This is a genomic window from Solidesulfovibrio sp. DCME (genome assembly GCF_049995385.1).
Lineage (GTDB): Bacteria > Desulfobacterota > Desulfovibrionia > Desulfovibrionales > Desulfovibrionaceae > Solidesulfovibrio.
The window spans coordinates 1,744,119-1,758,921 of record NZ_CP188261.1 but is presented as its reverse complement, the minus strand read 5'-3'; the positions used below and the strand labels follow the sequence as shown (position 1 = coordinate 1,758,921).

The 14,803-nt window shown below is 66.7% G+C and carries 10 protein-coding genes; 7 read left to right on the top strand and 3 right to left on the bottom strand.

Annotated elements, in window-relative coordinates:
• The first annotated feature begins 92 nt into the window (after positions 1 to 92).
• The 6 genes from ACP59X_RS07570 to ACP59X_RS07545 all read left to right on the top strand — a co-directional run bounded on the left by ACP59X_RS07570 (position 93) and on the right by ACP59X_RS07545 (position 7,512).
• Positions 93 to 1,358: a [FeFe] hydrogenase, group A gene (locus tag ACP59X_RS07570; protein WP_428567243.1), complete on the top strand. Its 1,266-nt coding sequence runs from the start codon at positions 93 to 95 to the stop codon at positions 1,356 to 1,358.
• Between the two features lie 12 nt (positions 1,359 to 1,370).
• Positions 1,371 to 1,745 (top strand): iron hydrogenase small subunit, encoded by a 375-nt coding sequence (locus ACP59X_RS07565; protein ID WP_428567239.1) that lies wholly within the window; start codon positions 1,371 to 1,373, stop codon positions 1,743 to 1,745.
• A gap of 486 nt (positions 1,746 to 2,231) precedes the next feature.
• Positions 2,232 to 3,710, top strand: a complete 1,479-nt coding sequence (locus ACP59X_RS07560; RefSeq protein WP_428567236.1) for an outer membrane homotrimeric porin — start codon at positions 2,232 to 2,234, stop codon at positions 3,708 to 3,710.
• Between the two features lie 264 nt (positions 3,711 to 3,974).
• On the top strand, positions 3,975 to 5,708 hold the full coding sequence (locus tag ACP59X_RS07555; RefSeq protein ID WP_428567234.1) for an ABC transporter ATP-binding protein/permease: 1,734 nt from the start codon (positions 3,975 to 3,977) through the stop codon (positions 5,706 to 5,708).
• Positions 5,705 to 6,715 carry a permease gene (locus ACP59X_RS07550; RefSeq protein WP_428567230.1) on the top strand — a complete coding sequence of 337 codons (1,011 nt, stop codon included), beginning with the start codon at positions 5,705 to 5,707 and terminating at the stop codon, positions 6,713 to 6,715. Before ACP59X_RS07555 ends, ACP59X_RS07550 begins: the two co-directional genes overlap by 4 nt.
• Positions 6,712 to 7,512, top strand: a complete 801-nt coding sequence (locus tag ACP59X_RS07545; RefSeq protein ID WP_428567228.1) for a TIGR03943 family putative permease subunit — start codon at positions 6,712 to 6,714, stop codon at positions 7,510 to 7,512. Before ACP59X_RS07550 ends, ACP59X_RS07545 begins: the two co-directional genes overlap by 4 nt.
• 641 nt (positions 7,513 to 8,153) lie before the next feature.
• Here ACP59X_RS07545 and ACP59X_RS07540 read toward each other — a convergent pair.
• Positions 8,154 to 11,678, bottom strand: coding sequence for an FAD-binding and (Fe-S)-binding domain-containing protein (locus tag ACP59X_RS07540; protein ID WP_428567225.1), 3,525 nt, complete (start codon positions 11,676 to 11,678; stop codon positions 8,154 to 8,156).
• A gap of 214 nt (positions 11,679 to 11,892) precedes the next feature.
• On the opposite strand from ACP59X_RS07540, the gene ACP59X_RS07535 reads away from it, so the two are divergent.
• Positions 11,893 to 13,914: a hypothetical protein gene (locus ACP59X_RS07535; protein WP_428567223.1), complete on the top strand. Its 2,022-nt coding sequence runs from the start codon at positions 11,893 to 11,895 to the stop codon at positions 13,912 to 13,914.
• Here ACP59X_RS07535 and ACP59X_RS07530 read toward each other — a convergent pair.
• The gene (locus ACP59X_RS07530; RefSeq protein WP_428567220.1) at positions 13,880 to 14,500 is read right to left on the bottom strand and encodes a hypothetical protein; all 621 of its coding nucleotides are present in this window, start codon (positions 14,498 to 14,500) and stop codon (positions 13,880 to 13,882) included. The genes ACP59X_RS07535 and ACP59X_RS07530 overlap by 35 nt on opposite strands.
• A 106-nt stretch (positions 14,501 to 14,606) precedes the next feature.
• A complete protein-coding gene (locus tag ACP59X_RS07525; RefSeq protein ID WP_428567217.1) occupies positions 14,607 to 14,780 on the bottom strand; it encodes a hypothetical protein in 174 nt (57 codons plus the stop codon).
• Between the last annotated feature and the right edge of the window lie 23 nt (positions 14,781 to 14,803).

The following is a 14,803-nucleotide window of genomic DNA, read 5'->3' as shown; positions in this document are numbered from 1 at the left end:
CCGGCGCAAAGCCCGGCCGGGCCGCCTCCCGCAACGCGCCGTCCCGCCAACCCGCCCGCAAGGCAAACCCATCAACCCGTCGGAGGTCGCCTATGAGCCGCATCGAGATGGAAAAAATCTTCTACGAGGCAACCGTGCCGCCCCCGGGCACCAACCTGGACAAGGCCCTGATCGTCCAGGTCGACGAGACCAAATGCATCGGCTGCGACACCTGCATGGGCTACTGCCCCACCGGCGCCATCTCCGGCGAGACCGGCGAACCCCACAAGGTCGTGGACCCGGCCGCCTGCATCAACTGCGGCCAGTGCCTGACCCATTGCCCCTCGGCGGCCATCTACGAGACCGTGTCGTTCGTCCCGGAGATCGAGGCCAAGCTCAAGGATAAAAACGTCAAGGTCATCGCCATGCCGGCCCCGGCCGTGCGCTACGCCCTGGGCGACCCCTTCGGCCTGCCCCTTGGCGCCGTGACCACCGAACACATGCTCACGGCCCTGACCCAGCTCGGCTTCGCCAACGTCTGGGACAACGAGTTCACGGCCGACGTGACCATCTGGGAAGAGGGCTCCGAGCTTCTGGCCCGCATCACGAAAAAGCTCGACAAGCCCCTGCCCCAGTTCACCTCCTGCTGTCCCGGCTGGCAGAAGTACGCCGAGACCTTCTATCCCGAGCTGCTGCCGCATTTCTCCTCCTGCAAGTCGCCCATCGGCATGTGCGGCCCCCTGGCCAAGACTTACGGCGCCAAGGAGGCCGGCTACGAGCCGAAAAACATCTACACCGTGTCCATCATGCCCTGCACGGCCAAAAAGTTCGAGGGTATGCGGCCGGAATACAACGTCAGCGGCTTCCGTGACATCGACGCCACGATCAACACCCGCGAACTGGCCTACATGCTCAAGAAGGCGAACATCGACCTGCCCAAGATCGCCGACGGCAAGCGCGACGCGGTCATGGGCGAATCCACCGGCGGCGCCACCATCTTCGGCGTCTCGGGCGGCGTCATGGAAGCGGCCCTGCGCTTCGCCTACCAGGCCCTGACGAAAAAACCGCCCCAGAGCTGGGACTTCAAGGCCGTGCGCGGCCTTGACGGCATCAAGGAAGCCACGGTCAATATCGCCGGCACCGACGTGAAAGTGGCCGTGGTCAACGGCGGCAAGAACTTCGCCAAGGTCTGCGAGGCGGTCAAGGCCGGCAAGTCGCCCTACCACTTCGTAGAATTCATGGCCTGTCCGGGCGGCTGCGTCATGGGCGGCGGCCAGCCCATCATGCCCACCGTGCTCCAGTCCGCCGCCAACGCCACCACCAGGTTCCATGCCTCGCTCAAAAAGCGCCTGGCCCTGTACAACGCGCAAAAAGCCTAAGGAGGGCGACCCATGTCCATTGCCAGCTTCACCCGCCGCGGTTTCTTGAAGACCGCCTGCGTCCTGACCGGCGGCGCCCTCGTCGGCCTGCGCCTGACCGGCCGGGCCGTGGCCGCGGCCAAACAGCTCAAGGAATACATGATGGACCGCATCGACGGCGTCTACGGTGCGGACGCCAAATTCAAGGTCCGGGCCTCCCAGGACAACCAGCAAGTCGTCACGCTTTACAAGAAGTTCCTCAAGGCGCCCCTGTCCCACGAGTCCGAGCACCTGCTGCACACCACCTGGGTGGACCGCTCCAAGGACCTGGCCGCGCTGAAAGCCAAGGGGCTCTACCCCAATCCCCGGGCCAAGGAATTCGACAGCGCCCCCTATCCTTATCTGTAACCGCGTCAACATCCGCCGAACCTGCGGCAAGGGCCCACCTGACCCCAAGGTTCGACGGTTTCTCCCCCGCCCGGCCGCAGGATCGGCTCCCAAACGCCTGCCATACCTGCCGGCACCCACGGTTGTCCCCTGTCCGCAAGGTTACAAGATCTTTACTTGACAGACACAATTGCGTATCTGCGGGGCTTCGCAGTTACGCGCCCCAAAAATCGTTGCAATGGCAACCGGATAGGATTCCCGAAGTGCCCCGTGCCGGCATCTTCCCGTTTCCTTTTCCTGCGCCATTGTCGCGACCCGGATGCGGCGGCTCGGCGACGCTTGGCCCGCGAGCCCGCATGCTTGCCGTTGCGCCGCCCGGCGCGATCCGGCGGGCCGCCCGGCGCCCTCGCCCGGCGCCGGGCGGCCCATGCCCGCGGCGGCGGCATGCGGATGCCGTCCCGAAAGGAACCCAGGTCCAGCAACCCGCAACACGAGGAAGGACAGGAGATGAAACGTTTCACCGTGCCGGCCCTACTGGCCATGCTCCTTTTGGGGGCAGTCGGCATCGCCCGGGCCGAGACGCAAGTCCGCGTCACCGGCGACTCCCGCGCCTACGGCGTCTTTTTTTCCGGCCACAACTTCACCGGCTGGAACAACGCCAACTGGACGTCCAACACCCCGACCTGGAGCAAGGCCGGCACCAAGACCGAGGATACCTTCGAAATCTGGGAGCGCATCCGGGTCCGCACGGATTTCATCGCCAACGAAAACCTGCGCTTCCGCCTGGCCACCAAAGTGGACAACACCTGGGGCAACGGCACCTACACCGCCGCCAACCCCGAGGTGGCCATCCAGGTCTACCAGGCCTTCCTGGAGTTCAAGTATCCCGATACCAAGATCCAGGTGACCGCCGGCCTCCAGCCCACGGCCCTGCCCCAGAGCGCCCTTTTCAACGACAGCATCGTCTTTACCGACTGGGCCGCCTCCCTGCTGGTCAAGGCCCCGCTGATCGACGACGTCCTGGAGCTCAACGCCGGCTTCGCCCGCCTCATCGACACCAACCGCACCTACGACACCACCACCACCCAGGTCGGCGACGAACTGGACATGTACATCCTGACCCTGCCCATCACGGTGCCGGGGCTCAAGGCCACGCCCTGGGGCGTTGTCGGCGTCGCCGGGGCCAAGGCCGGCTACTACACCAGCTGGGCCTCGTCCTTCGGCCAGGCGACCTACGCCGAGGACCTGCTCTCGGCCGGCACCCTGCTTGGCCCCACCGGCTGGAAGAACAACCAGAACGCCTATTACTGGGTGGGCGGCGCCTTCGAGCTGTCCGTCCTCGACCCGGTGCGATTCTACGCCGACGTCATAAACGGCGGCGGGGCGCTCAGTGACCGCGCCAAAAGCCACCGCCAGGGCTGGTTCCTGGATTTCGGCGCCGAGTACACCGGCTGGGACGTGCTCGTGCCCCAGGTCTACGCCTGGTGGTCCACCGGCGAGGACAGCTCCAACCGCAACGGCTCCGAGCGCATGCCCCACACCCGCCCCAACTGGGGCCCGGGCGGCTCGTTCCTGTTTGACGACAGCCAGGTGTTCGCCCGCAACTCCAACATGGGCATGGACCCCGTCGGCGCCATGGGCATCGGCGTGGCGCTCAAGGACATCACCCTGGTGGAAAAGCTTTCCCAGCGCGTGTCCTTCACCTACCTGCGCGGCAACAACTCGCCCCGGGCCATCCGCGACCTCAACTACAACCTCGGCTCCAACCCCTACTTCGCCATGGGCCGCGACCTGACCACCAACGAGTACGCCCTGGGCGCCAACTTCGACAGCCAGTACATGATCTACGAGAACCTGGCCGCCCGCGTCGAAACGGGCTGGGCGCACGGCCAGTTCCAGGAAAGCGTCTGGGGCCGCCGCCTGGCCAACAAGGCCAATGGCAGCGACACCTGGAAAGTCGCTTTCGGCTTCACCTACAAATACTAGGCGCCCCCCGCGTCCGGGCCGCTACGGCGGTCCCCGAAAGGCGGCCGTTTTCCTCGGAAAATGGCCGCCTTTTTCATGGATGAACGAGATTTCATGCCGTTACGGCCCGCAACCCGGTTGCATCCCCAGCGGGGAGTGACTAGAGGGTGACGGTCCACGCCCGCGCGCCGCGGCCAACCGCCGCGAGGCCCCGGACGACGGCGCCGTGGCCCTGCGACGGTTGCAGGCCCGCGCGCCTTGGCCAACCCCAAAAGGAGTCTCCCCATGCCCGGGACGAAACGGCGCTTCCTGTCCGACCTGTGGGCCCTGACCAAACCCTACTGGAAAAGCGAGGAAAAATTCAAATCCGGCCTGCTGCTCGCCGTCATCGTCGGCATGAGCCTGGGCATCGTCTATTTGAACGTCCTTTTCAACGAATGGAACAACCTCTTCTACAACTCGCTGCAGGAAAAGGACGTGGACGCCTTTTTCCGGCTCCTGGGCAAGTTCTCCTTCCTGGCCGCCCTGTTCATCATCGTGGCCGTCTACCAGATCTACCTGCGCCAGATGCTGCAGATCCGCTGGCGCCGCTGGCTGACCGAACGCTACGTCGCCCGCTGGCTCGACGCCCACAACTACTACCGCCTGCGCTTTGAAAACGGGCTGACCGACAACCCCGACCAGCGCATCAGCGAAGACATCAACGGCTTCATCGAGCAGACCCTGTCCCTGACCCTGGGCTTCCTCGAAGCCGTGGTCTCCCTGGCCTCCTTTTCGGTCATCCTCTGGAACCTCTCCGGCGACATCCACATCCTGAACCTGCCCATCCCGGGCTCCATGCTCTGGGCCGCCTTGGTCTACGCCGGTTGCGGCACGGTCCTGACCCACCTGATCGGCCGGCCGCTGATTCGCCTCAATTTCTTCCAGCAGCGCTACGAGGCCGATTTCCGTTACACCCTCGTCGGCGTGCGCGAAAACGCCGAACCCATCGCCCTCTACGGCGGCGAGTCCCAGGAAGCCAAAAGCCTGTCCGAGCGCTTCCGCCACGTCGTGTCCAACTGGTGGGGCATCATGATCCGGCAAAAGCGCCTGACCTGGTTTTCGGCCGGCTATTCCCAGGCGGCGGTCATCTTCCCCTTCATCGTGGCCGCGCCGCGCTACTTCTCCGGGGCCATCCAGCTCGGCGGGCTCATGCAGACCGCCTCGGCCTTCAACCACGTCCAGAACTCCCTGTCCTGGTTCATCGACGCTTACACCCGCCTGGCCGCCTGGAAAGCCACGGTCGACCGCCTCACCGGCTTCGCCGCCGCCCTGGAGGCCCTGGAGGCCCGCAAGGGCGAAGGCCTGGCCCATGTGCCGGCCGCCCCCGGCGACGGGGTGGCTGTGACCGGCCTGACCCTGCGCCTGCCGGACGGCGGGACGCTGCTTTCCGACCAGTCCCTGTCCTTCGCCCCGGGCCGGCGCGTCCTGGTGGCCGGCCCCTCGGGCTGCGGCAAATCCACGCTGTTTCGGGCGCTTGGCGGGCTTTGGCCCTTCGCCTCGGGCACCCTGGCCGCCCCGGCCGGCGAACGCACCCTCTTTTTGCCCCAGCGGCCCTACATCCCCATCGCGAGCCTGGCCGCCGCCGTGGCCTATCCCGACGCGCCAGAAACTTACGGCGAGGCGCGCATCGCCCAGGTGCTCGCCGAATGCGGCCTGCCCCACCTGACCACGCGCCTGGCCGAGGAACACCACTGGTCCCAGGAACTGTCCGTGGGCGAGCAGCAACGCCTGGCCTTCGCCCGGGCCCTTTTGATCGCCCCGCGCTGGCTTTTCTGCGACGAGGCCACCTCGGCCCTGGACGAACCGGCCGAACAGGCCCTCTATGCCCTGCTGACCAGTCGCCTGCCCGACACGGCCGTTGTCAGCATCGCCCACCGCCCGGCCCTGGCCCGTTTCCACCAGCGCCTCCTGCGCTTTACCCCCACCCCGGACGTAACGGCGCCCTTCAGGCTGGAAGAGGCGGCCCTTCCGGCATGAACGCCCTGCACAACCTGGATCTGTTCGCCCAGGCCACCCTGTCCATCGTCATCGAGGCCTTGCCCTTCCTGCTGCTGGGCTCCCTGGCCTCGGGCCTGGTGGAAGCCTACGTGCCGCGCGAACGCATGGAGCGGCTTTTGCCCAAGGGCCGGTTGGCCGCCACCGCCTTCGGCCTGGCCCTGGGTGCGGCCACGCCCTGCTGCGAATGCGGCGTGGTCTACCTGGCGAGGCGCCTGATGGGCAAAGGCGTCCCCCCCGGCGCGGCCATCGCCTTCATGCTGGCCGCGCCCGTGGTCAACCCGGTCTCCATCCTGTCCACCGTGGTCGCCTTCCGGGGCGACCTGTCCATGGCCGTGTGGCGTTGCCTGATCGTGGGCGTCGCCGCCCTGGTCGTCGGCTACTGCGCCGGCGGCCGCAAAACCGAGGAACTCCTGCGCCCGCTTTCCGGCCGCGAACCCGAATGCGGCTGCGGCCACGACCACGGCCCGGGCAACGATCATGCCCACCACCATGGCCCGGCAACCGTCCCGGGCACGCCCTTCGGGTCGCTGGCCGACGCCATGCCCGCCTCCGCCCTGCGCCGCGACACCCGGCGCGAAAAAGCCGCCTGCGCCCTGCGCCACGCCATGGCCGACTTCCTGGACATGGCCAAGGTGCTGGTCTTCGGCTCCATGGTCGCGGCGGCGTTTAAGGCCTACGTGCCGGCTGCGGTCATCCTGGCCATGGAAAACGACCTGGCCCTGGCCATCCCGGGCATGATGGCCCTGGCTGTCGGCCTGTCGTTGTGCTCCCAGGCCGACGCCTTCGTGGCCGCCTCGTTTTCCACCTTCCCCCTGGCGGCGCGCCTGGCCTTTTTGAGCCTCGGCCCCATGCTCGACCTCAAACTCCTGCTCATGTGGCGCGACGTCTTCACGCCCAGGCTCGTGCGCCTGCTGGCCTTGGTGCCGGCGGCCATCGTGCTCGCGGCCTGCATCGCCTTCGGCATCGCAACGGGAGGTGCCTCGTGAAAACGCCCTTCCCCAAGGCCCTGGCCGCGCGCATCGACGGCGCCGCCTGGCTGGGCATGGCCGGCTTCATGGCCTGGCTGACCCTTGCCGGCGACTACTGGCTGTTTCTCAATCCCAAATTCAAACCCGTCACCCTGTTCGCCGCCATCGTCCTGGCCGTGCTTGCCGCCTGCGCCTTGTGGCGGCCCGTCTCCCGGCCAAGCTGGGGACGCTCCCTCGCCTACTGCTTCCTCGCCGCCATGGTCGGCCTGACCCACGGCGGCATCCAGGCCATCTCCGGCGAAATCGACGCCGACCCCTTCGCCGTGGCCCCCAGCCTGCCCGCCCCGCCCCCCGAAGCCATCCCCGCCCGCATGACGGCGCGCGGCAAGGAATACATTCCCATAAACACCGGGGAACTCTTCGACATCGCCGCCAAAGGCCCCGGCGAGGCCTGGGGCAAACCCTACGTCATGCGCGGCTTCGCCCGCCGCGATCCGGCCCTGGACGCCAAAGGCGAATTCGTGCTCTTCCGCCTGGCCGTGTGGTGCTGCTTCGCCGACAGCACGGGCGTGGGCTTCAAGGTCAAACTGCCGCCCGGCGCCGCACTGCCGGCCGACAAGGGCTGGGTCGTCGCCTACGGCCGCCTCACCGAAATGCCCGCCGACAAGCGCGGCGAATACACCCTGCCCGGCATGACCTTTTCGAGTATCGCCCCGGGAGCGCTGTTTGCCGCCGACCAGGTGGAGTCCGCCCCGGTGCCGGCCGAACAGGTCTACATGTACGAATGGCGGGTGGCGGAGCCGTACGCGTATTAGCAAAGGAGAGACGGGGAGACAGGTGAGGCGGGAGAGAAGATGCCTCCGGCGGCCAGGGGCTTTGCCCCTGGACCCCACCGGTGGGCATGATGCCCCCCGGGCCCCCTCGACGGGAAGGCGGGAAACGGGTGGAAGCGTGACCGGTTGGCGGTTGTCCGTCGGCGAGGCCGGAATGGGGCCTTTCGATGCCGTCGCTGCGCTCCTGGCTCGAAAGGCCCCATTCCGGCCTCGCCGGGCCGTCGCCCCTTCGGGGCGAGTTCTTGGAATTTTAGCTTTGGAAGCCTCGTTAAAGGCAATCGACAGATTTTATTCCCCAAATACGGGGCTTCGCCTGACACGCACAGGCAAGGGAACCGTTGTTCTTCACATGCAACGCTTCACCGAGCACCTGCAACCGAGGGAATTATTGTTCTTCACATGCGGCGCTTCGCCGCTGGCGCCCGTGGTCGCGGAAATGGCCAGGCCGGGCTGGCCGGCTTTGCGGCCTGCATCGGCCTGGCCATTTCCGCGACCACAACGGCCGATGCCCCGCCGCTATCCGTTCCCGACCATGCCTCCATCCGCCCCGTCGGGGAGGGGCCGGGAGGGGGTCACCCCCTCCCGGCCGCCGGAGGCATTGTTTTTTCCCTAACCCTTGTGCGCTAGCCGCGCACCCGGGCATCCTTCACGTTCTTTTTGAGCAGCTTCTTCCACTTCGGCCCGTCCAGCGCCTCGGCCAGGTACTCCAGCGTGTGCAGCACCGTATGCTTGTCGCGCATCTCGGCCAGAATCCGGCTGATGCCCATCTTGCACGACGGGCAGCCGACCAGGATCGGCATGGCCTCGGACGCATCGGCCAGATTCTCGGCCAGCGTCACCCGCTTGCGCTCGCGCAGCCGGTTGTAGATGGCCGGCGTGGTCATGGCCCCCATGCCGGACTCGCCGCAACAGTCGGGCGAGAGCTTCACCGGCCGGCCGCTCACCTTGGCCAGGGCAGCCATGTACATGTCCGCCGCCTTGGTCTTGGGCACCTCCGCCCATTCGCTGTGGCAGGCGGCATGGTACAACATCGGCGAGGCGTCCTCGGCCGGGGGAAACTCCAGGCGGCCCAGCAGAAACTGCGTGACGTCCATGTGGGCGAGCCCCGGCCGCAAGGTCTTGAGCTCGTGCTCTTCCAGGGCCTCGCGACAGGTGCCGCAACTGGTCAGGCAGTGGGTCGGGCAAAGGCCCAGGTTCTCGGCCTCCTCAAGCAGCGCCGCCAGCGCCGATCGGTTGCGCTCGCGGTTGCGCTGGTAGGCCTCGCCCATGCCGGCGGCCAGCAGCGGATAGCCGCAGCACAGATGCCGGTGCGGCGTCAGCACCGCCACCTCGGCCCGCAGCAGCAGATGCACCGCCGCCATGCCAATAGCGCTGGAGAAAAGCGACGCCCCGCAGCCCGGAAAATACAGCACCGTTTCCGGCGCCTCCCGGCCTTCCTGGGGAATGAAAATGGAACCCTTGTCCAGGTCCAGACGCTCGGACAGGTTGCGCAAGCCCAGCGACGGGTTGGGGCCGCGCAGGCCCGGGTTCTCGATGCGGTTTCGCCAAAAACCCGGCAAAAGCGGCATGGCCTTGTTGTGGAACTGCTGGCCGTAGGCGGCCAGCTTGGCTGCCTTGGGCGCGCGGTTTTCCACATCCTCGACCAGGTACGACAGGAGCTTGTGCTTGATGGGATGGCCGCCGCAGCCCTGCTGGTCCAGGAAATTGCGCAACCCCAGCGCCACCTGGCCGGACTGGATCTTGACCGAACACACGCCCGTGCACTTGCCGCAGGCCGTGCAGTGGTCAGTGATGCCGCGAAGCTTGTCCAGCAACTCCGGATCGGGTTCGCCGTGCGTGATCTGGGAATAGTAGATGGCCTCTATGATCGCGCCCAGGGCGATGTTCTTGTTGCGCGGATGATAGAGCATCCCGTACTGCGGCGCGAACATGGGGCAGACCTGCTTGCACTTGCCGCAGCGGTTGCAGAACTGGATGCCGCTTAAAATGGAAATCAGCGTGTCCTTGTCGGGCAGCGCCGTCTTCTTGATGTCTCGGATCAGCCGGTTAAAGGAAAAGGTGTAGGGCTCGACCGCCAGGGTGCGGGTGGTCAGCTTGCCGGGATTGATGATGCCCTTGGGGTCCACCCGTTTCTTGTAGGCCTTGAGCGCCTCGATCTTGGACTCTTCCAGAAAGGCTATCTTGGTGATGCCGATGCCGTGCTCGCCCGAGACCGCGCCGCCAAGTTGGGTGACCTTCTCGAAGACCTTTTCCGCCGCTTCCCAGGCCTGGCGCATCATCTCGGGATCGTTGGAATTGACCGGGATGTTCACGTGGCAGTTGCCGTCGCCGGCGTGCATGTGGCTGGCCACCTCGATGCGCGTGGCGGCCATGTCGGCATGGATGGCCCCGAGGCGGTCCTTGAGCCGGGGATAGCGCGAGGCCAGGTCGGTGAAGAAATAATGCGTCTGGACCTCGACTTCCGAATCCGACAAATCGCGGGCCGTGACCCGGCCGCGCAGCACCCGGTCGCAGAATTCCAGCTCCATGGCGATGAATTCGTCCGAGGCCGGAATGCCGGCCAGCCGGCTGGCGTTCTGCAAGGCGGTGCGGTAGGCGTGGGCGATGCAGTGGAGGTTCAAATCCTCCAGGAATTCGGCGAATTCCGGCACGACACTGAGCGGGATGACCACGTCCTCGTTGATCTTGAAACCCGAGGTGCGCTTGGAAATGGCCGACAGCTTGTGCCGGTCCTCCCAGTACAGTTCCGCCGTCTTGGCGTCCTTGGCCTCGAAGACGTCCACGTTGTCGTAGGGGTCGACGATGTCCACGATGTCGGCGGCGGCGCGCAGCAGCGCATCCTCGTCGTCGGAGTCAAGCTGCAACAGCAGCACGGAAATGGGGTCGCCCTCGTAGAGCGCGGACTTCTTGGCATAGTTGATGGCCCGCACGTACTTGGAGTTGAATTCCTCCAGGGCCGAAATCTTGACCGCGTCGCCTTCCTCGCGGATGCGGTTGCGCAGCCCCACCACGTCGCGGATGACGCACATGGCGTTTTTCATGGACCGGCCGAAAAACTCCAGGCACAGCGTGCGCGAATACTTGGGGATGGGGTAGAGGGCGAAGCAGGCCTCGGTGATGATGCCGTCCACGCCTTCCTTCTGCACGCCCGGCAAGCCCCCGAGGAACTTGTTGGACACGTCCTTGCCGAGGTTTTTGCCGCGAATCTCGTCGCCGCCGAGCCTCACCACGTCGCGGACGTTGCCCTCGCCGTCCACCACCTCGAACACGGCCGTTTCCTCGGGCCGGATCTTGTGGCGGGGATGATCCACACGGCGCACTTCGATGATCTCGCCCGTGGCCTCGACCATCTTGTAGCTGATGATGTTGTCGAGCGTGGTGCCGTATTCGAAGGCGAAGGGGCCGCCGGCGTTTTCGGCGATGTTGCCGCCCAGCGACGAGGCCGCCTTGGAGGCCGGGTCCACGGTGAAAAGCAGCCCCTTGGCCGCGGCGGCCTTGATGGCCGTCTGGGTGATGACGCCGGTCTGGGCGCACAGTGTTTTCGCCTCGGTGTCGATGGCGATGATCTGCTTGAATTTGGACAGGCTGAGTATCACCGAGCGGCGATGGGCCGGCACGGCGCCGCCGGTGAGCCCCGAGCCGCCGCCGCGCGGGATGATGGCGAATTCCAGCTCGTTGGCCAGGCGCAGGATCTGGCGGATGTGCTCGGCGGATTCGGGCAGGAGCATGCACAGCGGCATTTCCATGCGCAGGTCCGTGGCGTCGGTGGAGCACTCGACCAGGGAATGGGCGGCGGTGACCACGTCCTCGTCCGGCAAAAACTGGCGCAGGCGCTCGACGAGGTTGTCGCGGAAGCGCTTGTCCGCCTCGTAGACGTCCCAGAAGGCCTTGTAGGCCCGGCGGATGGTGCGGGGGTATTCGCCCCAGGCCTTGGGGTTGGCCTCGGCCAGGCGCTTTTCCACCGAGGCCTTGACGTCGTCGGCCTTGATGAAGGGGTTGGCGCGCACGAGAAAGAGCTCGGCGGCCACGGCCACGGCGAGGTTTTTGGCGTCCTCGGGCCAGGTTTCCAGTTCCTCGGGGCTGATGTCGAGGATACGGGGGACGAGGCGTTCGAGGGGCAACGAGATATGGGGCGTTCGCTCGGACATGTTGGGCGCTTCCAGGGAGGGTTGCAATGAAGGAGGCAGTCAGATAATGCCGAAGCCGACGTTTGGCAAGGCTCGGGGCAGCCACTGCCGCGCCGCCCCCTGATGCGTTCATGCCCGAGCAATGCTGAGGCCGCAAGGTTTTTGCGCCGTGCCCGTTCGGGCGCTCTTCCATGACAATGGCCTTTGCTTCGGGCCGACAACGTCCCGGTGGTCCATGGCCGACAGTGTCCTTGCGCTCGTATTGCTGGCCGAGCTCGGCGGCTGCCTGGCCGCCTGGTACCGCCTCCAGCCGACCGACCTGGCCTTCGGCGAGGCCTTGTGCCGCGCCCTGGCCCTGACCCTGGCCGGCTTCGGCCTGGCCATTCAGCTTCTGTTCGTCCTGCACCTGGCGCGATTCCCCTGGCTGCTCGATGCGGCCGTGGGCGGCCTGTGGCTGGCCGCTTTCCGCTGCGGCCGCCGCCCTTTCCTGGCCGAGACCCGGGCCGCCCTGGCGGCGGCCCGGCGCTTCCCCTGCGCCTGGCTATTGGGCGCGGCCTTCGCCGGCTTGGCCGTGACCGTCTGGGTGGCGCCGCCCACAAACTGGGACGCCATGACCTACAACCTGTCCCGGGTGCTGGTCATGATGCGCGAAAACACCCTGGCGCCGGATCATGTGGCCAACTTCCGCCAGTTCGCCTTCAGCCCGGGCTTCGACCTCCTGCACTGGTTCTTCCTGCGCTACGGCACGGACCGGGCCATCGCCGCCTTTTCGCTGCTGGCCTACGCCACCATCGTCAGCGGCGCCTATGCCCTGGCCCGGCGGCAGGGCGAGGTGCCCTTCGCCCTGCGGGTGACGCTGGTTGTCGCTTCGCTCAAGCTTTTGCCTCTGGAGGCGGTCTCCACCAAAAACGACATCGGCGCGGCGGCCATGGCCGTGGCCTGCCTGGTGGCCGCGGCCCGGCTGCTCGACCGGCCGGGCCTTGGCGCCCTGGGGTTCCTGCTGGCCTGCGCCTTTTACGGGCTGTCCACCAAAAGCCATTTCGCGCTTTTCGGCGGCCCGTTCACGGCCCTTGTCCTGTGGGCGCGGTGCGGGGAACTGCTGGCCGCCCTGGCCGGGGGCTGGCGGAGGCAGCGGGGGCGACTGGCGGCGGCGGCCCTGGCCCTGGGCGCAACCCTGGCCCTTTGCCTGGCCAGCCAGTGGCACAACTTGGCCCGTTACGGCCACCCCTTCGGCCCGCCCGAGGAAGTGGCCCGGCACGAGAATGCCGACGGCCTGACCGGCGCGGCGGCCAACCTCGCGCGCTACGCCCTGGACGTGGCGGATGTGCCGGGGCCGTGGTGGTACGCCGCCAGGCAGCGGCTGCACGAACGGCTGCTCGGCCCGGGCAGGGGGCCGGGCGCGACCATGGCGTTCCACGCGGCCGCCTATGCCGTGGGCAACGAGTTGCGCGAGGACGCGGCCTGGTTCGGGCTGCTGGGGGGACTGCTGCTCGTGCCGTGCGTCGTGGCCGGGCTTTTTCGGCGAAACGACACCCTATGCCGGCTGTCGGCCCTGTCTTTGGTCGCCTTCGCGGCCCTGGTGTGCCTGAAAATCACCTGGTTCAGCTTCAACAACCGGTTTTTTTCGCTTTTTTTCGCGGCAAGCGCCCCCTGCCTGATCGCGGCCCGAGGCGTCTGGCATGACCGGCGCTGGCTGCGCCTACCGGTTATGGCCGTGGCCACGCTGACCCTTTTGGCGGCGACCCTGGCCAACCAGGACCGGCCGCTGGTGGGCGCGTCCCTTCTGCCCTCGGCCGACCCGCCCTTCGAGGTTTCCATCCTCGACCGCCCGGGCGGCCGACGCGGAGCCTACGCCGCCTTTTTCGACGGGCCGCTTCTGCTCGACTACCTCACGGGCGGCCTCTTCCCCGGCGGCCGGGGCCTGCTCGTGGCCGACACGGACAGCGTGGTCTACCCCATTCTCTTTTACGCCCGGGCCCAGGACTGGCTCCTGGCCAGCCGACAAGCGCCCCTCGTGCCCGTGGACGGGACGGAGGCGGACATCCGCGACTGCGCCGCGCTCAAGGCGCTTACCCGGCGGTTCGACGTGACGGTGGTCATGGAGGAGCCGGCGGCCCTGGCCTGCCTGGCCGGCGAGAAACCGGTCATGACCACGCGCGCCCCCTGGGGCGACGTGCTGGTGTTCACGGCTGGCAAAAACGCGGTCGGGAGCGGGGTCGGTGCTACTTGGCCAGGCGCACCAAGGCGGCCAGATTAGGGCTGAACATGGCGATGGCCAGGACGGCCAGGCCGATCAGAAGCTTCATTTGCAGATCGAGCCGCTTGATGTCGCCGCGAAGCGAGGTGACTTCCTCGCGCATTTCGCCGCGAAGTCCGGCACTCTCGGTACGCACCCCGGAAATCGCTTCCCGAAACTCGCCGCGAAGTGCGGCACTCTCGGTGTGTATTCCGGAAATCGCTTCCCGAAGCTCACCGCGAAGTTCGGCACTCTCGGTGTGCATCCCGGAAATCGCTTCCCGAAACTCGCCACGAAGTGCGGCACTCTCGGTGTGTATTCCGGAAATCGCTTCCCGAAGCTCACCGCGAAGTTCGGCACTCTCGGTGTGCATCCCGGAAATCGCTTCCCGAAACTCACCACGAAGTCCGGCACTCTCGGTGCGCACCCCGGAAATCGCTTCCCGGAACTCGCCGCGAAGTTTTTCGATATCCGCCTTGGTGGCGATTTCCGCCATCAGCGAGGCCAGCACGCGCTGGTCCGTGGACTGGATGGCCTCCACCACGGGCCGGGCCGCCTCCACGCCCAAGGCGTTCTCGATGGCTTTGATCTGCTCGTAGGTCAGCATGCACAGACTATGCACACCCGGCGGCTACCGGTCAAGACGTGCCGCGAACGCCAAGCGGGCGGCCCTTCCGGACCGCCCGCCGACTGTCGCACTCGTGCCCGTCGGGCTAGCTGTGCGCGCCCGGGAAAAACACGCCGCTGACGTAATAGAGGATGAACAACAGCGCCACCCCAAGCCCGATGCTCCAGCCCACCAGCTTCTTCTCGATGGGCAAAAGCGGCTCCCACTCCATTTTGGCGAGTTCCTCGGAAAAGCTCGCGTCCTTCTTCTCAGGCTCCATGCAGGCCTCCTTGCGTATGGTTT